Annotated in this window: 23 protein-coding genes; 9 read left to right on the top strand and 14 right to left on the bottom strand. The window is 51.7% G+C overall.

All coding sequences use genetic code 11. The features are described 5' to 3' along the window. Positions 1 to 169 precede the first annotated feature (169 nt). Positions 170 to 742, bottom strand: a complete 573-nt coding sequence (gene gmhB / locus SJI19_RS22120) for a D-glycero-beta-D-manno-heptose 1,7-bisphosphate 7-phosphatase (RefSeq protein ID WP_323480432.1) — start codon at positions 740 to 742, stop codon at positions 170 to 172. Positions 743 to 931: 189 nt separating this feature from the next. Between gmhB and metN the strand changes: the two genes are divergently transcribed. The 6 genes from metN to proS all read left to right on the top strand — a co-directional run bounded on the left by metN (position 932) and on the right by proS (position 6,959). After that, entirely contained in the window at positions 932 to 1,963 is a 1,032-nt protein-coding gene (gene metN / locus SJI19_RS22115; RefSeq protein ID WP_323480431.1) for a methionine ABC transporter ATP-binding protein MetN, read from the top strand. Continuing rightward, the gene (locus SJI19_RS22110) at positions 1,956 to 2,609 is read left to right on the top strand and encodes a methionine ABC transporter permease MetI (RefSeq protein WP_323480430.1); all 654 of its coding nucleotides are present in this window, start codon (positions 1,956 to 1,958) and stop codon (positions 2,607 to 2,609) included. Before metN ends, SJI19_RS22110 begins: the two co-directional genes overlap by 8 nt. Before the next feature lie 206 nt (positions 2,610 to 2,815). After that, entirely contained in the window at positions 2,816 to 3,631 is an 816-nt protein-coding gene (locus tag SJI19_RS22105) for a MetQ/NlpA family lipoprotein (RefSeq protein ID WP_323480429.1), read from the top strand. A 165-nt stretch (positions 3,632 to 3,796) separates the two neighbouring features. Next, entirely contained in the window at positions 3,797 to 4,204 is a 408-nt protein-coding gene (gene rcsF, locus SJI19_RS22100) for an Rcs stress response system protein RcsF (protein WP_323480428.1), read from the top strand. After that, positions 4,201 to 4,911, top strand: coding sequence for a tRNA (N6-threonylcarbamoyladenosine(37)-N6)-methyltransferase TrmO (gene tsaA, locus SJI19_RS22095; RefSeq protein WP_323480427.1), 711 nt, complete (start codon positions 4,201 to 4,203; stop codon positions 4,909 to 4,911). Before rcsF ends, tsaA begins: the two co-directional genes overlap by 4 nt. A gap of 311 nt (positions 4,912 to 5,222) precedes the next feature. Continuing rightward, entirely contained in the window at positions 5,223 to 6,959 is a 1,737-nt protein-coding gene (proS, locus tag SJI19_RS22090) for a proline--tRNA ligase (RefSeq protein ID WP_323480426.1), read from the top strand. 101 nt (positions 6,960 to 7,060) lie between these two features. On the opposite strand, the gene SJI19_RS22085 is transcribed toward proS, so the two are convergent. Continuing rightward, on the bottom strand, positions 7,061 to 7,609 hold the full coding sequence (locus SJI19_RS22085) for a YaeQ family protein (protein ID WP_323480425.1): 549 nt from the start codon (positions 7,607 to 7,609) through the stop codon (positions 7,061 to 7,063). Between the two features lie 286 nt (positions 7,610 to 7,895). On the opposite strand from SJI19_RS22085, the gene rof reads away from it, so the two are divergent. Then, positions 7,896 to 8,156, top strand: coding sequence for a Rho-binding antiterminator (gene rof / locus SJI19_RS22080; RefSeq protein WP_323480424.1), 261 nt, complete (start codon positions 7,896 to 7,898; stop codon positions 8,154 to 8,156). Between the two features lie 38 nt (positions 8,157 to 8,194). On the opposite strand, the gene tilS is transcribed toward rof, so the two are convergent. Then, a complete protein-coding gene (gene tilS, locus SJI19_RS22075; protein ID WP_323480423.1) occupies positions 8,195 to 9,604 on the bottom strand; it encodes a tRNA lysidine(34) synthetase TilS in 1,410 nt (469 codons plus the stop codon). Further along, entirely contained in the window at positions 9,594 to 9,983 is a 390-nt protein-coding gene (locus SJI19_RS22070) for a VOC family protein (RefSeq protein WP_323480422.1), read from the bottom strand. Before SJI19_RS22070 ends, tilS begins: the two co-directional genes overlap by 11 nt. Before the next feature lie 392 nt (positions 9,984 to 10,375). Between SJI19_RS22070 and SJI19_RS22065 the strand changes: the two genes are divergently transcribed. Together SJI19_RS22065 and SJI19_RS22060 are read left to right on the top strand one after the other, a co-directional pair. After that, positions 10,376 to 12,385, top strand: coding sequence for an inositol phosphate phosphatase SopB (locus tag SJI19_RS22065; RefSeq protein ID WP_323480421.1), 2,010 nt, complete (start codon positions 10,376 to 10,378; stop codon positions 12,383 to 12,385). 5 nt (positions 12,386 to 12,390) lie between these two features. Next, positions 12,391 to 12,729, top strand: coding sequence for a hypothetical protein (locus tag SJI19_RS22060; RefSeq protein ID WP_323480420.1), 339 nt, complete (start codon positions 12,391 to 12,393; stop codon positions 12,727 to 12,729). A 67-nt stretch (positions 12,730 to 12,796) separates the two neighbouring features. Here SJI19_RS22060 and SJI19_RS22055 read toward each other — a convergent pair whose 3' ends face one another. From SJI19_RS22055 to bamA, 10 genes are all read right to left on the bottom strand, one after another. Next, positions 12,797 to 14,941, bottom strand: coding sequence for a lysine decarboxylase LdcC (locus SJI19_RS22055; RefSeq protein WP_323480419.1), 2,145 nt, complete (start codon positions 14,939 to 14,941; stop codon positions 12,797 to 12,799). Positions 14,942 to 15,144: 203 nt separating this feature from the next. After that, positions 15,145 to 16,104 carry an acetyl-CoA carboxylase carboxyl transferase subunit alpha gene (accA, locus tag SJI19_RS22050; protein ID WP_323480418.1) on the bottom strand — a complete coding sequence of 320 codons (960 nt, stop codon included), beginning with the start codon at positions 16,102 to 16,104 and terminating at the stop codon, positions 15,145 to 15,147. Between the two features lie 12 nt (positions 16,105 to 16,116). Then, positions 16,117 to 19,599 carry a DNA polymerase III subunit alpha gene (gene dnaE, locus SJI19_RS22045; protein WP_323480417.1) on the bottom strand — a complete coding sequence of 1,161 codons (3,483 nt, stop codon included), beginning with the start codon at positions 19,597 to 19,599 and terminating at the stop codon, positions 16,117 to 16,119. Positions 19,600 to 19,662: 63 nt separating this feature from the next. Then, positions 19,663 to 20,259, bottom strand: a complete 597-nt coding sequence (rnhB, locus tag SJI19_RS22040; protein ID WP_323480416.1) for a ribonuclease HII — start codon at positions 20,257 to 20,259, stop codon at positions 19,663 to 19,665. Between the two features lie 10 nt (positions 20,260 to 20,269). After that, positions 20,270 to 21,424 carry a lipid-A-disaccharide synthase gene (gene lpxB, locus SJI19_RS22035; protein WP_323480415.1) on the bottom strand — a complete coding sequence of 385 codons (1,155 nt, stop codon included), beginning with the start codon at positions 21,422 to 21,424 and terminating at the stop codon, positions 20,270 to 20,272. Positions 21,425 to 21,426: 2 nt separating this feature from the next. Next, positions 21,427 to 22,215, bottom strand: a complete 789-nt coding sequence (gene lpxA, locus SJI19_RS22030) for an acyl-ACP--UDP-N-acetylglucosamine O-acyltransferase (RefSeq protein ID WP_323480414.1) — start codon at positions 22,213 to 22,215, stop codon at positions 21,427 to 21,429. 4 nt (positions 22,216 to 22,219) lie between these two features. Then, positions 22,220 to 22,681, bottom strand: a complete 462-nt coding sequence (gene fabZ, locus SJI19_RS22025) for a 3-hydroxyacyl-ACP dehydratase FabZ (protein WP_323480413.1) — start codon at positions 22,679 to 22,681, stop codon at positions 22,220 to 22,222. A 151-nt stretch (positions 22,682 to 22,832) separates the two neighbouring features. Continuing rightward, on the bottom strand, positions 22,833 to 23,855 hold the full coding sequence (gene lpxD, locus SJI19_RS22020; RefSeq protein WP_323480412.1) for a UDP-3-O-(3-hydroxymyristoyl)glucosamine N-acyltransferase: 1,023 nt from the start codon (positions 23,853 to 23,855) through the stop codon (positions 22,833 to 22,835). Between the two features lie 3 nt (positions 23,856 to 23,858). Next, positions 23,859 to 24,356 carry a molecular chaperone Skp gene (skp, locus tag SJI19_RS22015; protein WP_323480411.1) on the bottom strand — a complete coding sequence of 166 codons (498 nt, stop codon included), beginning with the start codon at positions 24,354 to 24,356 and terminating at the stop codon, positions 23,859 to 23,861. Between the two features lie 147 nt (positions 24,357 to 24,503). Further along, on the bottom strand, positions 24,504 to 26,930 hold the full coding sequence (gene bamA / locus SJI19_RS22010) for an outer membrane protein assembly factor BamA (RefSeq protein WP_323480410.1): 2,427 nt from the start codon (positions 26,928 to 26,930) through the stop codon (positions 24,504 to 24,506). Positions 26,931 to 26,941 lie beyond the last annotated feature (11 nt).

The following is a 26,941-nucleotide window of genomic DNA, read 5'->3' as shown; positions in this document are numbered from 1 at the left end:
CTACGCTTTCCTCTTTCAGTGTCAAGCCCGTTCGGCCTGCCTTCTGACTCGTTTCCTGACGCTGCGATGTTGCTCACAGTCCCGGTCGATGGAGGCGCATTATAGGGACGTGCTGTGAAATGGCAAGCAAATATCGGTTTTTTTTTATCGAACGACTAATAAATACCCGTTACGCGTCTTTTGTGTGCTGTTTTATCGCCTGAGGCAGGTTGGCGAGGCTATCTATGACCCAATCCGCTTGGGTTTCGGCATTTTCGTCCACGGGTTTACCGGTACGTACCAAAACTTTGGTACCCACTCCGGCTGCTCGACCCGCCAGCATATCTTCGACTTTGTCACCTACTATATAGGAGGCGGCCATATCGATATCCAGAAATTCTTGGGCATCCAGCAGCATTCCCGGTTTCGGTTTGCGGCAATCACAGTCCTGACGATACTCACCTTCACCGGCATCGGGGTGATGGGGGCAAAAATAGATGCCATCCAATTCCACGTCTCGATCGGCGAGTGACCAATCCATCCACTCCGTCAGACGCATAAACTGAGCTTCGGTAAATTTACCGCGCGCGATGCCTGACTGGTTGGTGATAACAATAAGGGCGAAGCCCATGGCTTTCAGTTCCTGCATGGCTTCAATTACGCCATCAATAAAGTGAAAGTCATCGATTTCATAAACGTAACCGTGATCGACATTAATGGTACCATCACGGTCTAAAAATATAGCTGGAACGGGCTGTGCCACTGATTGGCTCCTAATAGCGTAAACAGCTATTAGTATCGCATGTTTTGTCACCTGAAGAGAAACAGAGAAAAACAATCCCAGTTGACTTAGACGTCTAGACGCCCTAACATCCCACTTCATTAATACCCTCGGGTATTTGCATATACACTCTTTGCTCTCGCCACAGGTAACCAGTAACAATAAAAACGCATGATCACACTTTCTCATATTACCAAGCAGTACTCGCAGGGCACCTTGACGATCAATGCCTTGTCGGATGTTTCACTGCACGTGGCCGCGGGCCAGATTTACGGCGTAATCGGTGCTTCCGGTGCCGGGAAAAGCACGCTTATCCGGTGTGTAAACTTATTGGAACGTCCCACCAAAGGAACGGTATTAGTCGATGGACAGGATTTGACAAATTTGCCAGAACATCAGCTTATTACTGCCCGGCGGCAAATCGGCATGATTTTTCAGCATTTTAACCTGCTGTCATCCCGAACTGTTTCAGGCAATATCGCCCTGCCGCTGGAATTGGATAATTTATCCAGAGCCGATATCAAGGCTCGGGTCAACGAACTGCTGGCGCTGGTAGGACTGGAGGACAAGGCTGATGCCTATCCCGCCAACTTGTCCGGTGGACAGAAACAGCGGGTGGCCATTGCCCGTTCGTTGGCCAGCAACCCCAAGGTATTGCTGTGCGATGAGGCTACCAGCGCCCTTGACCCGGCCACCACCCGATCAATCCTAGCCTTATTAAAGGACATCAATCGGCGGCTGGGCTTGACCATTCTGCTCATTACCCATGAGATGGACGTGGTCAAACGCATTTGCGATCAGGTGGCGATCATTAGCCAAGGCAAGCTGATTGAGGAGGATACGGTCAGTGAGATGTTTTCCCATCCCAAAACACCGCTGGCGCAGCAATTTATAAAATCCACGCTGCACCTCGATATACCCGAGGATTATCTCCAACGTATGACGCCAGAACCCGCAGAGGGCAAAATTCCGATCCTGCAGTTGGAATTTACCGGGCAATCCGTGGACGCGCCGTTGCTATCCGAGGCTGCCCGTCGGTTTAACGTTAATAACAACATCATCAGTGCTCAGATGGATTATGCGGGTGGCGTAAAATTCGGCATTATGCTGACGGAAATGGCAGGCAATGAGGATGACTCCCGCAATGCCATTGCCTTTTTACAACAACAATTCGTTAAGGTCGAGGTGCTGGGTTATGTCTGAGGCTATGCTCGCATTATTTGCCAAAGGCATTTGGGAAACGCTAATGATGACCTTTGTCTCGGGTTTTCTGGGATTTGTGCTTGGCCTGCCCATCGGCGTACTGCTTTATATTAGCAGACCCGGGCAGATCGCCGATAATCGCAAGGCCTACCGCCTTACCTCCGCGTTGGTGAATATTTTCCGTTCCATTCCTTTTATTATTTTACTGGTGTGGATGATTCCATTTACCCGAATGATTGTCGGCACGTCAATCGGCCTACAGGCGGCGATTGTGCCACTGACCATCGGGGCGACACCGTTTATCGCCCGGATGGTGGAAAACGCCTTACTGGAAATTCCCGCCGGCCTGATTGAGGCATCACGGGCCATGGGTGCGACGCCGCTACAGATTATCCGCAAAGTGCTGCTGCCTGAGGCGCTGCCGGGCCTGGTCAACGCCGCAACCATCACCCTCATTACGCTGGTTGGTTATTCCGCCATGGGTGGGGCGGTAGGCGCCGGCGGGCTTGGACAAATCGGCATTCAGTACGGTTATATCGGTTATAATGCGACCATAATGAATATTGTGTTGGCGTTATTGGTTGTTTTGGTATTTTTAATTCAACTCGGCGGCGATAAAATCGTTAAAGCCGTTACCCATAAATAGTGCCCCAAAGGGTCAATCCGAATACCCCATAGATATCAAGTTGTAGACCGGCAGACAGCGAGTGAACCCGATGAGCTCACCCAAAAAAAGTGATCGGAATTCAGACGCAGCCAACACCCCTGCAACATGAAAGATCAAGGGTATCAATATTGAAGCCACCATACGCGGTGCTTCATGGAACAACGTCGAAAATAGAGGGAAGGGATATGTTTTCTAGAATAAAAACGCTGGCGACCGTCAGTGCTTTAATTGGTACCCTGGCGCTGACGGGCTGCGGCCAGGATAAAAAAGATCCAAACCACATCAAAGTTGGCGTGATTGTCGGCGCTGAACAGCAGGTTGCGGAAGTGGCGCAGAAAGTGGCTAAAGAAAAATATGGCCTGGACGTCGAATTGGTGACCTTTAATGACTACGTGTTACCTAATGAAGCGCTGAGTAAAGGCGATATCGACGTCAATGCGTTCCAGCACAAACCTTACCTTGATCAACAAATCAAAGATCGCGGCTATAAATTGACGCCGGTTGGCAACACTTTTGTTTATCCCATTGCCGGTTATTCCAAACAAATCAAATCATTAGATGAGCTAAAACCAGGTTCCCAAGTGGCGTTGCCAAACGATCCCACTAACTTGGGTCGATCTTTGCTGCTGCTGCAAAAAGTGGGCCTGATTACCTTAAAGAATGGCGTCGGCTTGCAGCCAACCGTTCTTGATGTGGTTGGCAACCCGAAAAACCTCAAACTGGTAGAGCTGGAAGCACCGCAACTCCCACGTTCACTGGACGATAAGCAAATCGCTCTGGCGATCATCAACACCACCTACGCCAGCCAGATTGGCTTAACGCCGGCTAAAGACGGTCTGTTTGTGGAAGATAAAGACTCTCCTTACGTGAATCTGATTGTGGCACGTGAAGACAATAAAAATGCGGAAAACGTCAAAAAATTCGTGCAGGCTTATCAGTCTGACGAAGTTAGCGCAGCCGCAAACAAAATATTTAATGGCGGCGCAGTTAAAGGTTGGTAACAACCCACACCCTAAATAACTCGAGTGCAGCCAACACACCTGCAGCCTGAAGTATGACGGGTATTACGTGCGCTTTACACCAGACGGGCTAAGGCCCGTCTTGTTATTTTTGCCATACATTGATTCAATAGCGCCGGTAAAATAAATATAACCAGAGGAAATTTTATGCGAGCTTTACCCGGATGTCTTTTTGTCCTGTTGCTGACCGGTTGTTCATGGCTGCATCAGAAACCCTCGACAGCAAACCAAACCGCACCGGTGTCGCCTTTTCAAAACAACTCACCAGCCCATAAAACATCGACACGCCCGCTACCGGCAAAATTGTACAAAACCGCCGATGAGTTGGTGGGCAAACCTTTTCGCGACCTGGGTGAAGTATCAGGTTCAACCTGCCAGGTGAGCTTGCAGGATCCGCCACCGAGTCTGAGCGCTGCGCGTCGGGATATGCAGATGCGCGCCGCACACATGAAAGGCAATGCCGTCCTGCTGCACCGATGTGAAATAGTCAGGGCGGTTGCTGGCTGCTATCAGCAAGCAGTGTGTCAGGGTACCGCGCTTAAAGTTACCCAATGAATGAATACGGCCTACGGCAGATAGGGGTCATTCGTTCACCCTATAAAGAAAAATTTGCCGTACCGCGCCAACCTGGTCTGGTGGTGGATGGGACAGGTGAGCTGAGTTTGTTGCCGCCCTATAATCAACCGGACGCGGTGCGCGGCCTGGAGGCATTCAGCCATATCTGGGTGTTGTTCGTATTTCACCAGACCCTGGCGCAGGGCTGGCATCCTACCGTGCGGCCCCCCCGTTTGGGCGGTAATGCCCGGGTAGGTGTCTTCGCCACGCGTTCTACCTTTCGACCTAACCCCATCGGTATGTCGCTGATTGCCCTGCGCGGGATCCGTATCAGTGGTGCGCAGGTGACGCTGGAACTGGGCAGTCTTGATTTAGTCGACGGCACACCGGTAGTGGATATCAAGCCTTACTTGCCTTATGCCGAAAGCATACCGGCGGCGCAGGCGGGATTTGCCCAGCAGAGCCCCACGGCGGGCATGGCGGTCGAATTTTGCGCTGCCGCCGAACGGCAGTTGGCCGAACTGGCCCCTGACTACCCGCGCCTACGGCGATTTATTAGCGATATACTGGCGCAGGATCCCCGCCCTGCTTACCACCGACGGCAGGATAGCGAACGTATTTATGCCGTTGCGCTGCTGGAGTTTACTGTCCGCTGGCGGGTAGACGGGCCGGTGGCCGAAGTATTGGCTATTGATCCCGTAGTGTAGAGGAATCACCCATAATGCCTGGCTAAACGAGCGTGCCAGAGGATCCCGGACCACGAATAAGCCTTCGGGTGGAAGGATTTTAACAAAATTCCACCCTGTCTCTTTTGGCCGCGGGCTCACGCTGGTAAACTGATTCACTTTTGTTATTTTGCTGCCAATATGCAGTCTATGGCACCCTACCCCAAGGCATTCGCGTTACAGGTAAACGGCAAGCCAGTCCATCCGAAGCGTATTCGGTGAACCAGCGAAGTTAGCGCCTGTGCGACGTGAAAGATGACGGGTATAAGCCGTTTTTGTGGAACCCAACTACCATGCGTACAAGCCAATACCTGCTTTCCACCCTCAAAGAAACTCCCGCTGATGCGGAAGTCATTAGTCATCAACTGATGCTGCGTGCCGGGATGATCCGCAAACTGGCCTCGGGTCTTTATACCTGGTTGCCTACTGGCTTAAGGGTACTGCGCAAAGTCGAGACCATCGTGCGTGAAGAGATGAACAACGCTGGTGCCATCGAGGTCTCGATGCCAGTAGTCCAACCGGCGGATTTGTGGCAGGAAAGCGGCCGCTGGGAGCAGTATGGCCCGGAATTGCTGCGTTTTGTTGACCGTGGCGAACGCCCCTTCGTGCTGGGCCCGACCCATGAGGAAGTGATTACCGATCTGGTGCGTAACGAAATCAGCTCCTATAAGCAGCTGCCGCTGAATTTTTTTCAAATTCAAACCAAATTTCGTGACGAAGTACGCCCACGCTTTGGCGTCATGCGTGCCCGTGAGTTTCTGATGAAGGATGCCTATTCCTTTCATACTAACCAGGAATCCTTACAGGCGACTTATGACGCTATGTACCAGGCATACAGTACCATTTTCAACCGCATGAGCCTGAATTTCCGTGCGGTGCAAGCGGATACCGGTTCCATTGGTGGCAACGCTTCCCATGAGTTCCAGGTGCTGGCCAGCAGTGGCGAGGATGATATTGTATTTTCCAGCGACTCGGATTACGCCGCCAATATCGAGCTGGCCGAAGCTATAGCACCAGCCACCCCACGGGCGGAACCGACGCTGACCATGGGTTTGGTCGATACGCCGAACGCTAAAACCATCGCCGAACTGGTGGAACAGTTTAACCTGCCGGTGGAAAAAACGGTTAAAACGCTGATTGTCCATGGCGACAAAGACGCCGACCAGCCGCTGATTGCACTGCTGCTGCGTGGCGATCATCAGCTTAACGAGATAAAAGCAGAAAAATTACCGCAGGTCGCCAGCCCGTTGACGTTTGCCACCGAAGATGAAATCAAGGCGGCCATCGGCGCGGGTCCGGGTTCTCTCGGACCGGTGAACTTGCCAATCCCGGTGATCATCGATCGCAGCGTAGCCGTCATGAGCGATTTTGGCGCCGGTGCCAACATTGACGGTAAGCATTATTTCGGTATCAATTGGCTGCGCGATTTGCCGCTGGCGCCGATCGCCGATTTGCGTAAGGTGGTGGAAGGGGATCTTAGTCCGGATGGCAAAGGTACCTTGCAGATTAAGCGTGGAATTGAGGTAGGCCATATTTTTCAATTGGGTAGCAAATATTCCGAAGCGCTGAAAGCCACGGTGCAAGGTGAAGATGGTCGTAACCAAACACTGACCATGGGCTGTTATGGTATCGGCGTGAGTCGAGTCGTGGCAGCGGCGATTGAACAAAACCACGACGATCGCGGCATTCTGTGGCCAGAGGCGATCGCCCCCTTCCATGTGGCGATCCTGCCGATGAATATGCATAAATCTTTCCGGGTGAAGGATGCAGCGGAAGGTCTTTATGCCGCCCTGCGCGCCAAAGGGATAGAAGTACTGCTCGATGATCGTAAGGAGCGCCCAGGGGTGATGTTCGCCGATATGGAATTAATCGGTATACCTCACACCATAGTGATCGGCGATCGTAACCTCGACAGCGACGAAGTCGAGTATAAGAATCGCCGGGTTGGCGAGAAACAGATGATGAAAATTGCCGATATCGTGGACTACTTAGCGAGCGAGATTGACGCCGCCCTCAAGTTGAACCACTAACGTCTCGTTGTTACCTACCCGGACGGGACATCTCCCGTCCGGGTTCACTCGTCTTAATCAGCACCGCATTCCCAGGAAAACACACCGCATTGAGATTGGAATTATTCCGTAATCCCCTGCCATTGCTGCAATTTGATTTCCAAATGCGTTTGTTGATCGGATAACCACATCAGGCCATCCTGTAATGTTGCCTGTAGGGCCATATTACGCTGGGCCAACTCGGCCAACTGCGCCATTTGTCCATCATCCACAAACCACACGATCAAATTGTCATGCTGGGATAGGGCCGGTTGTACCTGCTGCCACCACACTCGCGCCGCCCGCTCGTTATAGGTATACAACACCACCTGTCGCGACAGATGACACGCTTTGCGCAGCCGTTTTTCATCCGGCAGCCCAAGTTCTATCCAAAGTTGCGGCTCGCCACAATCGTTATGTAACCAAAGCGCCGGCTCGTCCTCAGCACTAATGCCCCGAGTAAACTCCAGCCGATCATCAGCATGGTAAATCCACGCTAGCAGGCGCAGCATCATGCGCTGTGGCGTTTCGGAGGGGTGCTGCGCCAACACCAGATTGACATCGGAAAAGTAATTTCGATCCATGTCGGCGACATTTATTGCCGCCTTATGTACAGTCGCTTTCAACGCCATGATTATTCCATGCGGGGTGTTTGGGCAGGCAGTGTACCTGACAACGCCGCCCCGAGGCCAGGAAGGTGCAGCGGCTATCTCACCGATCAAATTATTAATTGAACCATTTATTTGAAGTCAATATTTTGCAGAGCCATTTATTCATGGGTAATGAGTCCTCTGTGCTATAGTATTGTGAGGGAATAGTTGAATGATGTTGGCGGGATCGGCGGCGGTTTACGCGTGCTGTTCTTCCTCCCTCAGAGCACTGGCGGTTTTTGCCGTCGTAACATGTAGGTGAGCTATTATGTCAACGAATGAAGAATATCAACCCATTAATTGCGATGATTACGATAATCTTGAGCTTGCCTGTCAGCGTCGTTTGGTTCTTACAATAACGCTTAGGAACGGGGATACTGTCACCGGCATGGCACGTGATATGTTCTTAAGGAAACAAGTTGAGTACTTGGCTATCGACGAGTCCGGCGTAAATGCGCATGAGCTTCGACTCGATCATATCGTCAGCTTTGTCCATCCTGAGCTCGGTATCGTCGTTGTGAGCGAATAACCACCGGCTTGATGGTGGGTTAACAACGGGCAGTCTGGTTACTGCCCGTCAGTACTGTTTACAGGTACCCATTCTACTTGCCAGATCTCCCCCCCTTCCCTCGCCTGTCCTTCTTGAGTAACAAAAATCCCCGGTGCCATAATCAGTTGTTCGTTGTAATAGAGCAGCGGCGTGCGCTCTCGCTGCCAAGGTGCAATATCCTGCTCCTGCCAGATTTTTTTTAACGACCGTCCGTGCACGCGACCGACGATATGCAACACCCCGTGGGCGCCAAAACGCACCGTCACACGCTCGCGCGCGGTAGGTGCGCGCACCGTCTGGCCCGGTGCAGCCAGGCGCAGCGTTCCCAGCGTCTGCGGCAGCATCAGGGAGGTGGTATTATTTGGCCATTCAAGCACCTGTTCGCTTAAGGGGGGTAATTGCAGTGGCAGAATAAACAATCGTTGGCGAAAACGCCGGATCTGTCGGTCAGCCAGTACCCATTGCGCCGCAGCATCCGGACGGCTCAACACCACTTCATTCCACAACCGCGATAACTGGTCCTGCGAAGGCATCCTGACGCCGGCGGCCGCTAGCCAACGGCGAATCAACGCACCACGCCGGGCGCTGCCCATGGTCATCATCGGCGCCAGATCCAATGAACCATCCGCCTGTGTCAAATGGCGCAGACTTTCTTCGAGCAGTTCATCGAGTAATGCTTCTTGCTCGGCGCATAACTGCGCACTGCGCGCTGCCGCCCGGCTGAAATGTGGCCAGCGCTGCTTGAGCAACGGGAGTATTTGCAGGCGTAAGAAATTGCGATCAAAACGCGGGTCACGGTTACTATCATCCTCGATCCAGGTTAATTGCCTGCATTCGGCGTAGTCGGATAGCTGTGCGCGGGAGACCCCGAGCAACGGGCGCAGGAGTTCATGTTGTCCGCACAGGGAGGATTCGGCCATTGACGACAACCCCGCCGGCCCGCTGCCACGCTTTAACGCTAGCAGCAGGGTCTCGCTTTGATCATCGAGATGCTGGGCAGTGAGCAGCGTTTCACCGGGTAACAATGCCCGCTGTAGCGCGTGGTAACGTGCTGACCTGGCCGCTGCCTCTATGCCGCCGTTAGCAGCATCCAGGCTCACCTTAACCATCTGATAATCAACCTGCCGCAGTTCACATTGCCGTTGACAATGGTCGGCCCAGGTATCGGCGTTAACACTCAGTCCATGATGGATATAAATGGCCCTCAGTGCCAGATCGGGTATCCGACTGTGGCGCAAGCGGGCCAACGTATCCAGTAATACGGTCGAATCCAACCCACCGCTAAAGGCCACTAAAACGTTGCGGCGCTGGGCCAATTGTTGGCCAACCTCATCACACAGATCCCGGTCATGGTGCGCCAGCAGCACGTCCCCACAGGGCTCGTTTTCTGCGGACGCGGTGGTGGGAACGTCGCGTTTATGCTTCATATAATTCCAACGGCAGTAAATCTGGATCGGTAAAAAAGGTAAAACGCTTGCCGGTAACGGGGTCAATGCGTATGGGTTCGCAGTCTACGCCATCAATGGCCAATGTCGCGATAGCCTTGGCCACATCATCCACCGCAAAAGCCAGGTGGCGTAAGCCGCACGCCTCCGGTCGACTGATACGTGCCGGCGCGCCGGGGAAATTAAATAACTCAATCACATATTGCCCGTTTAACGCCAGATCCCCTTTCCAGGAGCCCCGTTCGGCTCGAAACACCTCACCTTGCAACGTAAACCCCAGCGTATCGCAGTAAAAACGTTTGCTGCGTTGGTAATCCGTGGCAATAATGGCGATATGATGTAAGTGTTTTAATATAAGCATGGCTAGGTTTCCTTTTTGATTCCCCCATGCACGTTACTCATTATCCACCGCTGGCGTCAACCGCCAACCGTTTGCTGTCCCACAAAAGGCAGACTCATCCCCTCTCAAACGGTGAGTGATAGCAGTCATACATCACGTTGCTGGTGCGTTGCCATACTCGGCCCTTCCCTGGGCCTCGCGCTTAACGGGGTCATGCCAGGTCGGATCCGGCAGATTTGTCACACGGTATTGCCGACGTCCTGCAACGGGAATTATTTAGGGGATATATCCCTGCAAAAAATGCATAAACCGCTTATCGCGATTATATCATCTGGAAATCAATACCGTTCTGTTTTAGCATCGGTGCAAAATATATACAGCACGCGTCCAACGTGCACCGAAGAGAATCCACTATGAATATTATGTCTACTTTAGTAAATTATGGTCAATATAAATCAACGGAGATTGATCATGACAAAAAAAAAGGTCAAAAAAATTCGATTTCTGACGGAATGGGGAAAAAAAACGGCGGTACATCGTACTCTACTAATATAGCAGGGTGTACTTTAAAAAATGATAAAGCCACTGTATTTAGCGCGTTTACCGGTGCATATTTAAGCCGGGTTAAAACAGCAATCACCATGGTTTTTAACATATTGACCGCATCAAGGCACGTCAATCGTACACTGACATCGATAAAAAGCGGTGCAGTATTTCCCGCCAACTATCAATTCACATTAACGGGACAACCTAAGACGTTAAATTCTTTGGCAATAAATGCATCAACACTGAAAAACCACCAGACAAAAACGACGTTGGCGGTCAATAATAACCGCACTGGCAGTACACGTGCAGAAATCGTGGCACTCAATCATACCTATTTGCGTTCGGGCATCGCTGCGTTAGATACCCTGAACGAGGGTGATCAGCCAACAGGCCGTGGTGTTGCCGCACAAGATCAGGCCGCAATGATGTTACTTGTTCAAAAATATCAGACTGTGCTGAACTTACCGCAAGACTATCATGACCTACAACAGGTTAAACACGGGTTGGACAGTCTGAATAACACCGCCGACCAGGGTCTTGCGACTGAACAAGATAAACATGAAACGTTACGTTTACATCGAGAAATTAAAGCTGTCCTGGCTGAGGCATATAAAAGACGCGGCGACAGCAATACCATAGCAAAATCTAAAGCCCGTACGCGGTTTGATTCAGCGATCACCACCTTATTAAACAGTAAACCCTGGAATAGTATTCGGGCAAGCTTTTGCGTCGATAACAAAAGGTTCAGCAGCCATTTAACCCCTGCCGGACGATTAACCCTCGGGGAAAAAACTCCGTTGCTAACGCTAGGTAAACCAAACAACGGCATATGCTCTAAAACGACCACCAGCAGGGAAAATGCGGTTAATCTGTGGACATCGTCGTTCGAGATACAAGAGGCAGGCCAGACTCATGAGGTATTCGCCGGTATCCGTCATGGGGTCAATAGCGCTTACGGTTTGCCGAAGGGCGCGGAACGTGACGCCGCCGCCGTGGCGCGGGCCAAACAAATTGTCACTGCTGCTTTAGCTATGCAGCCAGAGAAACTAGCGCAGGCACGCGAGGGAAACAAGATTAACCTACAATTGACCTCCACCAGCCTGCTCACGCCGATAGACTTGTTTTCATCAACCGAAAAATCTCAGTTACAAGATCAGTTAACGGCGTGGCAGACACTGAGCTCAACCGAAGGCATTGAGCTGGATGTAATGGATAAGCACGGTAAACCGATTACCGTGGTGCTTGAGGTGGCGGCGTTTAATTTTGGCGTGAACGGGCTTTCCCAAGGTATATTAAAATTAGGTAATGCGTATTCTGATGAAATTAATCTGCCGGCAATGAAACTATTGTTAGGTAGCAATCTTTCTCCTTCGCTATCAGCGGGTGGATGGGTACAACGCTATTTGGCAACGGATCCAAGTAATAAAAAACGTGTAGAAAATCTACAGGCTGAAATAAAGGAAATCTGGGCTAAAAAAAGTCATCATTCAGATGGTGAAGACCCCTATAAAATGGCGACGCGTATCGCGTTGTTATCTTATGAAATTGGTATTATTCCCTGTTGGAACTGTAAAAGTGGCAAGGATCGTACGGGTTGGATGGATACTGAAATAAAATATGCCGTGACACGTCACTGTTTGAATAGAACCACTGAAAAATCAACTGCGGTGGAAAAAAAAGATAAAGAGCTGTTGCAAATGGTGGCACTTAATAGCGGTAACCAAAAAATTCAGGAACAGAACACCGGGGCGCCGGGAAATAAATGTTTCAACCAGGGTAATGTTTTCAGTCGTTTTTTTGCTAATCTCTCCCTACGTCATCGACTAGGGAATCACCATACCGCCGATAGGATAAAAGGGCTGTCTCATTTAGTGTAAAAATTATGAATATATTTGTTGAATTATTATCTGACCGTTTTGAGTTGTCAACCGTTGATGATGAGATGATTTGCGTTGATGATAACACCGTGATTTTTTATTCCGAACAAGATGAATTAATAACATTGCTTTGTCCAACATTTCCGTTACCCGACGAACAAGGAAAATTAGTTGATCTGCTGGTATTGAATACCCAAAGCGACATTACGTTTTGCGCGGTAGAAGGTCTTGTCCTGGCCAAATTTGTGCTAAATGCCGATGATGCTTTTGATGATTTATGTGATCGATTTAGCTTTTATGTTGGTGAAATATTTTCCGCCAGAGACGCTTTCGGTTATGCCTAAGAGGCCACTCAGCGGCCACATAAGTGCCGCTCGCTCGTGTGGTTGCCAACGTTGATCAAGCTAGGCTTTACCCCTGGTCGGTTTTTAATACCCGGACCAGATAACGGCCATCGTCAGTCAATTGAGCACCATGGATGTCGGTTTCGAAACCGGGATAGTGAATGCCGATAGTGCAAAGCATAATCAAAAAATCCAGTACCGGGCGGCTTTTTTCGGTAATCATTTCCCCCGGCATCACCACCGGCACTCCCGGCGGATAGGGCAACAACATATTGGCCGAAATACGACCAATCATGTCGGGCAGTTCCACCGTTTCCACATGACCTCGTACCTGCTGTTGAAATGCCGCGTGTGGTGTCATTTTCATTTCTGGCAAAACGTCAAAAGCACTTAACATCAGATGGGGTAAACGGTATTGGCGAATCAGATGATGGATACCTTGCGCCAGGTCTTGGATCCGCATGGTGCGGTAGAAATCAGGATCTTCTGCATACAGATCCGGCAGCATATTGCGAACGCGTAAATTCAGATCGTATGCCCGTTTAAACTCGGTCAATCCACGAAGCAGGCTCATGGCTTTGGTTTTGTCAATGCCGATGCTAAACAGAAACAGCAGGTTATACGGGCCGGTTTTTTCCACCACCACGCCCCGTTCATCAAGGAATTTAGCCACCAGTGCAGCTGGAATGCCTTGGTCTTGCAGGGTGCCAAACTCATCCATGCCTGGGGTCAGGATAGTGACTTTAATGGGATCGAGGTACATGTGATCAGCATCGGCATGCTTGAATCCATGCCAAGGCGCGCCAGGTTCGATCGGCCAGCAAACGGCCTCCTCGATGATGGATGGTTGCCAAATATCAAAAAACCACCCTTCGGATTCCTGGCGCAACCGTTGCACTTCTTTACGAAAATGCAGCGCCCGTTCGATAGAGCGCAAAATCATCCGCCGGCCCGGTTTGCCACGCACCATCGCCGCCGCGGTCTCAATCGAGGCCACAATGCCATAATTGGGCGAGGTGGTGGTGTGCATCATATAGGCTTCGTTAAACGTGCGTTCGTCGTAGTCGCCTTTTATATGTATCAATGACGCTTGGGAAAATGCCGCCAGCAGTTTATGGGTGGATTGGGTCTCGAAGATCACCTTGCCAGGGGTGCGTTCACCGCTCATGCCGCTTTTGCCACGGTAAATCTGATGGAAATTGGTATAGGGTACCCAGGCAGAATCAAAGTGAATAGAAGGAACATCCAGGGTGTCTTTAATGTATTGGGTGTTATACAGCAGACCATCATAGGTGGAGTTGGTGATAACCGCATGGACCGGCCAAGTGGCCCCGGCGGTTTGCGCCACTTTTAAACCGATGCTTTCCCGGGTAAATTCACGTTTGGGAATGCCGCCCAGGATGCCATAAGCATTACGGATCGGGCAGAGATAAATCGGCACAATGTCGCTCATCATCAGCAAATGCGTGAGGGATTTATGGCAATTGCGATCGATAAGCACCGTACTGCCTGATGGCGCGGCATACATACCCACCATTTTGTTGGCGGTAGAAGTGCCGTTGGTCACCATGTAACTTTGTTCAGCACCAAAAATACGGGCGATAAATTCTTCAGCTTCCAGGTGCGGACCAGAGTGATCGAGCAACGATCCCAATTCGGTTACCGAGATCGACACATCGGATTTCAGGGTATTGGCACCGAAAAAATCATAAAACAGGCTACCCACCGGGCTTTTTTGATACGCAGTGCCGGCCATGTGACCTGGGGTACAGAAGGTGTATTTGCCTTCCTTAACATAGTTGAACAATGCCTTGGTAAACGGGGGAATGATGACATCGATATACTCGTCGGTGTACTGCCGGATACGAGTGCTAATTTCGTCTGCTACGCCCAGGCCATACTCAAAAAAGTACAGCACCATGCGCATTTCATTCAGGCTAACATCCAGCGATGAGTGGGTGTTAATAAAGGCATACAACGGCAGATACTCATTGAGTTCATTGATTTCAATACATAAATCCATGCTGTATTGATCCCAATCGAAGATCACGCCGCAAATGCGCGGGTTTTGTTCAATCAATGTCACCAAATCGCTGCTACTGGTGGGGTAAACCAATTGAAAACCTTGTGCTTTGAGCGCCTGATCCAACTCTCGGATCGGTTCATCCTTATAGAAGACCCGTTCCGGCGTTAAAATGGCAATAATGTTCATTCTGCCGATCCTTTATCCTGGCATGGTTGTTTTAGCACACCCGCTGGTTATGTATGCTACACCCGTCATTTTTCATATTGCCGGCTGGAGGTATATTGCGCTGAAAACCGCCACCAAACGCCGCCGGTCCGGCCCCATAAAAAACACCCCGCTGACGCAACGCCGCAGGGTGTGTGATAGGTAAAGCTTGTGGGGCGTAAAAATCAGCAGTAGCCGTAATTCATCAGCCGTTGATAACGACGGTTTAACAGCTCTTCTTCGCTCATTTTATCCAGTTCATCAAGATCAGCTAACAACTGGGTTTTTAACGACGCGGATACCGCCAGAACATCACGATGAGCGCCGCCCAGCGGTTCAGGGATGATGCTATCGATGAGCCCCAACTCTTTCAACCGTGGTGCGACTATGCCCATAGCCTCTGCCGCAATCGGCGCTTTATCCGCACTTTTCCACAAAATGGACGCACAGCCTTCTGGGGAGATAACCGAATAGGTGCTGTACTGCATCATATTAACCTTATCGCCAACACCGATGGCCAGCGCCCCACCGGATCCGCCCTCGCCGATTACCGTGCACACCACCGGTATGCGTAACCCAGGCATTTCACGCAGGTTATGCGCGATGGCTTCGGATTGACCGCGTTCTTCCGCCCCGACACCAGGATACGCTCCCGGGGTATCAATAAACGTCAACAATGGCAGACTGAATCGGTCCGCCATTTCCATTAGACGTAGGGCTTTACGATAGCCTTCAGGCGCGGGCATACCAAAGTTTCGACGGATTTTTTCCTTGGTTTCCCGGCCCTTTTGATGGCCAATAATCATCACCGGTCGCCCGTCCAGTCGCGCCGTACCGCCGACAATAGCCTTGTCGTCGGCGTAAGCACGATCGCCGGCCAGTTCATCGAAGTCGGTGAAGATATGCTGGATATAATCGAGCGTATACGGCCGACGTGGATGACGGGCCAATTGGGCAATTTGCCAAGCGCCTAAATCGGAAAAAATCTTACGGGTCAGTTCCACGCTTTTTTCACGTAAGCGCTGCACCTCTTCATCTAGATTAATATCTAATTTTTCGTCTTGACGGCTGACTGCGGTCAGCGAGTCAATTTTCGCTTCCAGCTCTGCAATCGGCTGTTCAAAATCAAGAAAATTCAGACTCATAGTATTCCTATATTAGTCAAATTCCAGTTCCACCTGTTCGTTGCCCACCAAAGCACGCAAATCATTCAGCAACCGGTCGGTCGGCGTTACACGCCAAGTCGCGCCAAATCGCAACCTGGCGCGGGCATCTTCGCGTTGGTAATAAAGATGCACTGGAATCGTCCCGGATCGATGGGGTTCCAACGATTGGCGGAGACGGTTTAAAAGCTGGTCATCAATTTGCCTGTCAGTCAGCGATATAGCAAGTCCGCGCGCATATTTTTCGCGTGCTTCGCTGATATCAAGCAGTTCACGGGCGGTCATTTTAAGGCCCCCATTAAAGTCATCAAAGCTGACCTGTCCCGAGGCAATCAGAATACGGTCTTTTTCCAGCAAATGCTGGTATTTTTCCAATGCATCCGTGAACAACATCACGTCCAGGCGTCCAGATCGATCATCAAGGGTCAACACCCCGATACGATTGCCTCTTTTTGTTACCATGACCCGGGCAGAAAGCACCAGGCCGACGGCGGTAATCATTTTGCCACGATCGGTAGGATGCATATCCTTCAATCGGATGCCACCGGCATAACGTTCAATTTCGCGCAGATAGCGCGTGATCGGATGCCCGGTGAGATACAGCCCCAGCGTTTCCCTTTCCCCGTCCAGTACCACATGCTCCGGCCAGGGTGGCACGGTGCTATAGGACGCTTCCACCGCCTCGGGTGCATCGGCCAGCACGCCAAACATATCTCCCTGACCGATGGCTTCCGCCTTGGCGTGTTGATCGGCCGCCTTAAGCGCATCGCTCAGCGAATTCATCAATGCCGCACGATGAGGTCCGAGACGATCGAACGCACCGGACATGATCAGTTTTTCCAGCATCCGGCGGTTGAGCTTTTTAATATCGGTGCGGGCGCACAGATCGAACAGTTCTTTGAAATGCCCATCTTGTTTGCGAGCATCGAGAATAGCTTCAATCGGTCCTTCGCCAACACCTTTAATCGCGCCGATTCCGTAAACAATTTCACCGTCATCATTGACATGGAAATGGTACTGGCCGCTATTAATATCAGGGGGCAGCACCTTGAGGCCCATGCGCCAGCATTCATCCACCAGGCCAACCACTTTCTCGGTATTATCCATATCGGCGGTCATGACCGCCGCCATAAATTCCGCGGGATAATGCGCCTTTAGCCATAACGTCTGGTAGGACACCAGCGCATACGCGGCAGAATGGGATTTATTAAATCCATATCCGGCAAATTTTTCCACCAAGTCGAAGATCTTCATCGACAACTCGCCGTCGATGCCGTTGTTTTCCGCGCCCGCCTTGAAGATGGAGCGTTGCTTTACCATCTCTTCAAGCTTCTTTTTGCCCATGGCGCGGCGCAGCATATCCGCCCCACCCAACGTATAACCTGACAGCACCTGGGCTATCTGCATCACCTGTTCTTGGTAAAGGATAATGCCGTAGGTCGGCTCCAGTACCGGACGTAAGGATTCATGTTGCCATTCGATATCCGGAAAAGAGATAGCCTCACGGCCGTGTTTACGGTCGATAAAGTTGTCCACCATGCCCGACTGTAAGGGACCAGGGCGAAACAGCGCCACCAAGGCTATCATATCTTCAAAGCAGTCGGGCTGCAGGCGCTTGATCAGGTCCTTCATGCCGCGGGATTCCAATTGGAACACGGCGGTAGTCTCCGAGCGCTGGAGCATATCAAAACTTTTTTTATCTTCCAGTGGAATCGCGGCGATATCCACCGGTGGCAAACCCTGTTTGCTCCGACGGGCGTTAATCATCTCCAACGCCCAGTTGATGATGGTCAGGGTACGCAACCCCAGAAAGTCGAACTTCACCAGCCCGGTATATTCCACATCATTTTTATCGAACTGGGTGACAGGATGATGGCCCTCGGCATCGCAATACAACGGGGCAAAATCAGTGATTTTAGTCGGTGCAATCACCACGCCACCAGCATGCTTGCCGGCGTTTCGGGTCACTCCCTCGAGCTTACGCGCCATGTCAATGAGCGCTTTGACCTCTTCGTCGGCATCATAGATGGCCTGCAATTGTGGCTCAGCCACAAAGGCCTTCTCCAGCGTCATGCCGGGATCGGGGGGGACCAGTTTGGAGATCCGATCGACAAAACCGTATGGATGTCCCAGCACCCGGCCGACGTCGCGGATCACCGCCTTGGCCGCCATGGTACCAAACGTAATGATTTGAGAAACCGCATCACGACCGTAGGTTTCAGCCACGTGATCGATGACCAGATCGCGTTTTTCCATGCAGAAATCCACGTCAAAGTCAGGCATTGATACCCGTTCGGGGTTTAAGAAACGTTCAAACAGTAAATCTAATGCCAGTGGGTCCAGATCGGTAATTTTGAGCGAGTATGCCACCAGCGAGCCGGCCCCCGATCCTCGACCGGGGCCAACCGGCACGCCGTTGTCCTTTGACCATTGGATGAACTCCATGACGATCAAGAAGTAGCCGGGGAACCCCATCTGGTTAATAACCTTGAGCTCAATCTCCAGCCGTTCATCGTAGGGTGGTCGTTTAGCCTCGCGTTCCTGCTCATCGGAGAATAGAAATGCCAGGCGTGCTTCCAACCCTTCATGGGCGCGGGCAACCAGGAAATCCTCGGTGGACATATCACCGGTCGGAAATTGCGGCAGGAAATATTCGCCCAAGCGAATAGTCACGTTACAGCGCTTGGCGATTTCCACGCTGTTTTGTAACGCTTCCGGCAGATCGGCAAACAGTTCACACATCTGCTCTTCGCTGCGCATAAACTGCTGTGGGCTATACAGGCGCGGGCGCTTGGGATCGTCGAGGGTAAAACCGTCATGGATAGCCACACGGATTTCATGAGCATCAAAATCCGTCTCATTGATAAAACGCACATCATTAGTGGCAACGACCGGCAGCCCGCGCTCCACGGCAATCGCCACCGCGGCATGAAGATAGCTCTCTTCGTCGGGTCGCCCGGTCCGGGTCAGCTCAAGATAATACCGATCGGGGAAATAACGCTGATAAAAGTCCAGGCACTGTTCCACCTGCGGCTGATTGCCCCTTATCAGGAATTTGCCGACATCTCCTTTACGGCCGCCCGAGATCAGTAGCAACCCTTCATTGTGTGTGATCAGCCAATCACGATCGATAATGGGCCCAGCGGCGCCATAACCACGCTGGTAAGCTTCCGAGAGCAGTAGCGTGAGGTGCTGATAGCCTGCGTTATTTGCCGCCAGGATGGTCAACTCGGCATATTCTTCGCCGAGGGCCTCGCTTTGTACCAGAACGTCAGCCCCCACGATGGGTTTAATCCCGGCGCCGTGTGCGTTGCCGTAAAATTTCACCAGCCCGCACAGGTTCATAAAATCGGTGATCGCCAACGCGGGCAGGTTCATCGCCGCCGTCTTTTTGACTAATGGGCCAATTTTGGCTAGCCCATCGATCATGGAGTAGTCACTGTGTACGCGTAGGTGGATAAAACGTGGTTCGGTCATTATCCTGATACCAAAAGTTGATGAACGAGGCAGAATCCAGAAAACCGAGGGAAACGCGGGCCGTTATAACAAACCCAATACCCGTTTTACCGGTGCGAAGCTGCGGCGGTGATGAATGGTGGCCCCCAGCAGCGCCAGCTTTTCCAAATGTAACGCGGTGGGATAACCTTTATGTTGGGCAAAACCATATTCAGGATATTCCAAATGCAGCGCGTCCATTTCACGATCCCGAGAAACCTTGGCGACGATGGATGCGGCACTGATTTCGGCCACCAGGTTGTCGCCCTTGACCACGGCCAGTGAGGGCATGGCCAGCAGCGGGCAGCGATTGCCGTCAATCAACACATAATCCGGCGTAATACTCAGCCCTAGCACCGCCCGCTGCATCGCCAGCAGGGTTGCATGGAAAATATTGAGCTGATCGATTTCCACCGCTTCCGCCCGACCCAGGCTCCAGGCCAGCGCCTTGTCGACAATCTCATCATAGAGTGCCAGCCGGCGCTTGGCGCTCAGTTTTTTTGAATCGGCCAGTCCGTGAATGGGCCGCAAGGGATCCAATATCACCGCGGCCGTCACCACCGCGCCAACCAGGGGGCCCCGACCGACTTCGTCCACACCGGCAATACAGGTTGCCGTCGGGTAAATAAACAATTCCGTCATGATTAAACCATTAGGTCCGCTGAGCGATCAAATTCAATACGGCCTGGGCGGCCTGCTCATCGGCATTACAGCGAATTTGTAGATGCAGGTCACGAAAGTCGTCTTTTAATGCCGCGCTGTGAAAATCATTGTTCAACAAGGGGATGAGGGCTGCCGCCAACTTATCGGGCACACAGTCTTCCTGCAACAATTCTTTAACCAACTCACGACCGGCCAGTAGGTTGGGCAACGAAACGTAGGACGTTTTTACCAGGTGCCGCGCCAGCCAAAAAGTGAAAGGTTTCATGCGATATCCCACCACCATTGGGCACTTGGCCAACATACATTCCAGAGCAGCGGTACCCGAGGCCAGCAGCGCTGCGTCGCTGGCGATCATCGCCTCGCGCGCCTGCCCGTCCAACAGGTGAACGTGTAGTTCGGGAGCCACCTGGGCTTTGATGGTTTCAAACTGCTCCCGTCGGCGTTGATTCACCAACGGTACCAAGATTATCAAACCGGGGAATCGCTGGTTTAACAACACGGCGGTATGCAAAAAATCGGCACTGAGCATGTCGACTTCTGCTCCGCGGCTGCCCGGTAGCAGCGCCAGGCAACGGGCGCCAGCGTCAATGCCCAGTTGCCGCCGCGCGGCCGACTTATCCGGCGCCAACGGCATGGCGTCAGCCAGGGTATGACCGATAAACTGGCAGGGTACGTTAAAACGGTCGTAAAACGCTTTTTCAAACGGCAGGAAAGCCAGGACATTGTCCGTGGCTCGGCCAATTTTATACACCCGTTTCTGACGCCAGGCCCAGACGGACGGGCTGACATAATGAATGGTGCGAATACCACGCCGCTTCAGACGCCCTTCAAGGGTAATATTAAAATCCGGCGCGTCGATCCCCACAAACACATCGGGACGCAGTTCAGTGAAGCGGCGGGTAAGATCGCGGCGGATGGTCAACAGCCGGGGCAGGCGCTCGACCACCTCAATAATGCCCATAACCGCCAATTCTTCCATTTCGTACCAGGCTTCACAGCCTTCCGCCAGCATGCGCGGCCCGGCGACACCGACAAAACGGGCCTGCGGCACGTGCGACCGCAAGGCGCGTATCAGGCCAGCGCCCAGGATATCCCCTGAGGTCTCGCCGGCCACCAGCCCGATAACCACGGATGAACCCGCCATAATCAGCGGATAATGCCCCGTTGAGAACGGGCCAGAAAATCAGTAAAGGTTTTTACCACGGCATGTTGTGTTGCCATGATTTCAAGCTCGGGCTTGATCTCATCGAGCGTTTTGCCACTGCGATATATCAGCTTGTAGGCAGCCCGGATCGCATGTAAGGCTTCTTTATCAAATCCGCGCCGCTTGAGGCCTTCTAAATTGATGCCATAAGGCGTGGCGTGGTTCCCCTGGGCTATCACATACGGCGGCACATCCTGGGCCACACCAGAGCAACCGCCGACCATGACATGGGCCCCGATAGAACAAAACTGGTGTACTGCGGTCAACCCGCCAATAATGGCGAAATCGCCAACCGTAACATGGCCGCCAAGGGTAGCGTTATTGGCAAAAATGCAGTGATCGCCGATCATACAGTCGTGAGCAATATGGGTATTCACCATCAACAGGTTATCACTGCCAACTCGGGTGACTTCACCGCCTTGCGCTGTACCGCGATGAATCGTCACACTTTCCCGAATACGGTTACGGTGTCCGATTTCGACCCGGGTCGGTTCACCCGCATATTTCAAATCCTGATTCACTTCACCGATGGTGGCGAACTGATAGATTTGATTATCTTCTCCGATTCGGGTGATACCGTTAATCACGACATGGGATTTCAGCACCGTACCGGCACCGATTTCCACCTGAGGGCCAATAAAACAAAACGGGCCGACATGCACGCCGGCATGGATAATAGCGCCCGATTCAACGACGGCACTGGGGTGGATAAAGGCGGATTGATCAATCACGTTTTCAGGACTCCCGACGACGGGCGCACATCATTGACGCTTCACAGGCGATTTCGCCATCAACTTTGGCCACCCCTTGGAAACGCGCAACGCCGCGCCGCTCTTTGATAAACTCCACTTCAAGTATCATTTGGTCGCCTGGCTGAACCGGGCGTTTGAAGCGAGCATGATCCACTGCTGCAAAGTAGTATAGCTCACCCGGCGCGAGTTTGCCGACGCTCTTAAACGCGAGAATACCCGTTGCCTGAGCCATCGCTTCAAGGATCAACACCCCGGGAAATATGGGTTTGCCTGGAAAGTGCCCCTGGAAAAAGGGCTCATTAAAAGAGACATTTTTCACCGCACGTAGAAATTTTCCTTTCTCAAAATCCAGTACCCGATCAACCAGCAGAAAAGGGAAACGGTGAGGCAACAATTCCAATATCTCTTCTATCTGCAGAGTATGAGTATGAGTGTCAGTAGTCAAAATACTCTTCCTGTCAAAAAAACGATGGCATTAACAACACGGCCTGCAACAATCCTGGAAGAGGATAATTTAGCAGGCCGCAAATAAAAAATGTCTGTGTCAGGCGGCTTCGCGCTGCACGTCCATAATTATCAAAGAATGGCGAAGGCGTTTAGTTTTTCGCTGTTTTTCGCTCGACAGCCTTAAGTCGTTTGCTGATCTCGCTGATATTCAGGACTAATGCCGCAGTTTTACGCCAAACTTTATTAGGCTGCAAGGGGATTCCGGATGAGTATACGCCCGGTTCGGTGATTGGTCTCATCACCATTCCCATACCGGTCACCGTCACTTTGTCACAGATTTCCATATGACCATTGATCACGCTGGCGCCGCCGATCATGCAGTAGCGACCGATGGTAAGACTGCCGGCCATAGTGACGCCGCCAGCAACCGCCGTATTGTCGCCAATAACCACGTTATGCGCAATCTGGCACTGGTTATCAATGATGATACCATTGCCAATCACCGTATCATCCAGTGCACCACGATCAATGGTGGTGCAAGCGCCAATTTCAACCCGATCGCCAATGATCACCGTACCGAGCTGCGGTATTTTAACCCAATCGCCCCGGTCATTAGCATAACCAAAACCGTCTGCACCAATCACGGTGCCGGATTGTATCAGACACTGAGTGCCAATGTGCACTTCATGATAAACGGTGACGTTGGCCCACAGTTGGGTTCCGGCACCAATTTGTGTGTTTTTCCCGATAAAACAGCCAGGGCCAATCGTGACGTTATCTCCCAAGACAACGCCGGATTCAATCACCGCATTGGCGCCAACGGCCACCTGGTTGCCCAGCTGTGCGTCGGCGGAAATCACCGCACTAGGTGCGATATCTACCGCTGCCGCAGGAGTGGTATCCAGTATTTGCGCCAATTTGGCATAGGTCAGATAGGGATTTGTGACGACCAATGCGGCGCATTGGCAGTAAGGCAGGTCGGCTTCGGTAAGAACGATTGCGTCGGCCTGACAGGATGAGAGCTTTTCACGAAAACGGCCATCGGCCAGAAACGTGATGTGGCCCGTTTTGGCGGAGCCCATGGAAGCAATGCCGGTGATGACGAGCTCGCCATCACCGTGCAATTGGGCATCCAACCGCTGCGCTAAATCAGCCAGTCGAATTGATGCCATAACTTATTTGACCTGTTTTAACACATCGTCAGTGATGTCATTGGCAGAACCAACGTACGCCACGGCACTAGCATCAATCACGATGTCATAACCTTTCTTGGTGGCGACAGTTTTCACCGCATCTTGAATACGGCTGAGGATTTTATTGCGTTCTTCGCTCTGACGACGACGGTTGTCTTGTTCAAAAGCCTGCGCCTTGCCGGAGAAATCTTCACGTTGAGCCATGACGTCTTTCTCCAAACGGCTGCGTTCGCTCGCTTTCATTGTCGAACCGTCACGTTGAAGACGCTGCATTTTGGTCTGCAAATCGCGTTCTTGCGCTTGCAAATCCGCTGCACGGCCTTTGAACTCAGATTCCAGCTGTTTGGCAACAATAGCACGCTGAGGAGATTGCTGAAAGAGACTAGCGATATTGACAACAGCAATTTTATCAGCAGCTTGCACGCTGACTGAGGCAGACAATGCTAGTGCGAGGCCCGCGGCATACAACCACTTTTTCACTATAAACTCCTTAAACCCTATATTTATGTTTGAAATCATTTCAACGCGACAGAAAAGGGGTAATGAACCCGTGGTATAGCCTGGGTTCATCTTTTTTAGCCCCGCTCACTGTCTAACCTGCTGCCCGCGCTACAACTCCGCGCAATGTTACCACGTTTTACCAATATTAAACTGGAACTGCTCAGCCTTATCACCTTCATATTTCTTAACCGGCTGTGCATAAGAGAAGACCAATGGCCCCAGTGGTGACATCCATTGTAAGGCAAAACCAGTCGATATACGGATATTACCCGGATTACCGTAGTCGGGTATGCCATAAGCCCGGGTTTGCGCGGTATTCTGCCATGAGGTATCCCAGACAGTGCCGCTGTCCACAAATAGCGATGAACGCACTGAATTGGCGTATTTGGCGCTGATAAACGGCGTCGGTACGATCAATTCCGCACTCAGTAACGCCATGGCGTTACCACCCACCGCATCAGTGGAGTTGTCCAGCGGACAGTCGCTATAGGATTTCTCGGAACCCGCGCACTTGTAGTAGGCGGCTTTCGGCCCAATGGTATTGGACCTAAAACCACGCACCGTGCTGGAGCCACCGGCGTAGAAGTTATCGTAGAACGGCACGTCCTTGCCACCCAAACCGTCTTCATAACCGGCACGCCCACGGCCCATCAGCACGAAGCTGCCGGAGTCAGTCAGCGGCAGGTAGCTGGTGGTATCAAAAGTGAGTTTATAATATTCGTTATCGGAACCTGGAACCGTGACTTTACCACTCACACTGGCGGTGCTGCCCGAGGTGGGGAAATAACCGCGATCCAGATTACTGTAGCTCCAGCCAGTGGTCAGGAAGAAGTCATTCGCACTAAAGTTTGCGTCTGGATCTTTATTCTCGCCCGCCACAACCTTGGGTTGATAACCGGTGGACTCCAGATAACGCCACATGGCGATTTGCGGATACATATTCGACAAATCGTTGCGGACATAATCCAGGCCAAAGCGCAACGAACTGGTTTCGTTGATCGGGAAGCCCAGCGTGGTGCCCAAACCGTAGCTCTTGTTGGTGTAATCCGACAGGTTGGCGTTATTCGCGTCAAAGTCGTTATAGAAAATACGCCCGCCCAGACTCACTCCATCCACGGTAAAGTAGGGGTTGGTCAAGGAAAGTTCAGCGTACGTCTGATAATCGTTTTTGGTGCCGCTAAAGCCGACCGAATTACCGGTGCCCAGCCAGTTGTCCTGCTGGATCCCAAACTGGAAGCTGACACCACTTGAGGTACCGAAACCTACGCCGAAGTTGATACTGCCGGTGTTGCGTTCCTTGACCTTGTAGGTGACATCCACCATATCGTCAGTACCGGGCACACGCTGTGTATCCACGTCAACGGTTTCGAAATAACCCAACCGGTTCAACCGATCTTTGCCCTGGTCAACCAGGTTGCTGCCCAACCACGCCCCTTCCATCTGGCGCATCTCGCGTCGAAGCACCACATCTTTAGTGATGTCGTTGCCTTCAAACTTGATATGCCTGACGTAATAGCGGTTGCCAGAATCGACGTTAATATGCAGTTTTACCGTTTTATCGGCATCGTTGATTTCCGGTTGTGTAACCACACGCGGGTAAGCGTAACCATAACGCCCCAACAACTGCTTAATATCGTTTTCCATCTTAGTAACTTTGGCACCGCTGTAGAGCTCACCCGGTTTTACACGGGCTAGAGTATCAATTTCCGCGGAATGGCCTGCCAGGTTACCACTGACTACCGTACCGGACAGTGTGTATTGGGCGCCTTCGGTAATATTCAGGGTGATATAAATACCCTTCTTATCCGGCGTCAGACTGACCTGGGTCGACTCTATATTAAAACGGGCGTAGCCACGATCGAGATAGAAGCTGCGTAGGGTTTCAAGATCGCCCGCCAGTTTTTGCTTCTCGTATTTACGATCGCCGACGACATTCCACCATGGCACCTCATCTCGCAGTTGAAAACGCGAGATCAATTCATCGGAACTAAAGGCATGATTGCCGACAATGTTGATTTGCTGGATCTTGGCCGAAAGGCCTTCGGTAAACACCAGTTTCAAGTCGACCCTATTACGTGGCAGCGGCGTTACCACGGCTTTCACCGTCGCGCTGTATTTACCCACGCTGTAATAGAAATCCTCGAGCCCTTTCTCGATATTGGCAATCGTGGTGCGATCCAGTGCCTCGCCCACACGAACACCTGAAGCTTCGAGATTTTGCTTAAGCATCTCCTCCTTCACCGCCTTGTTGCCGGAGAAGGTGATACTGGCAATAGTGGGACGCTCTTTGACCTGAACAAGCAATGTGTTTCCATCACGCAACACCCGGACATCCTCAAAGTTTCCGGTAGCAAATAAGGCGCGGATAGTATTACCAATGTCTTCATCACTGGCCGTGTCTCCAACACGAACAGGCATACTGAGTAACGCCGCACCGACGGCGACCCGTTGCAGTCCTTCGAAATGAATGTCCTTCACTACGAACCCGTCTGCACCGTATACGGTGGCGCTGCTAAGAAGCAGCGACGCTATGAGCAACTTTTTCATCGCCATCGTGGTTATGC

It is taken from the genome of Acerihabitans sp. TG2 (assembly GCF_035013185.1).
In the GTDB taxonomy this organism is placed as follows: domain Bacteria; phylum Pseudomonadota; class Gammaproteobacteria; order Enterobacterales; family Enterobacteriaceae; genus Acerihabitans.
Note: the sequence above shows the minus strand (reverse complement) of the source record. Positions and strands in the feature narration are given on the sequence as shown.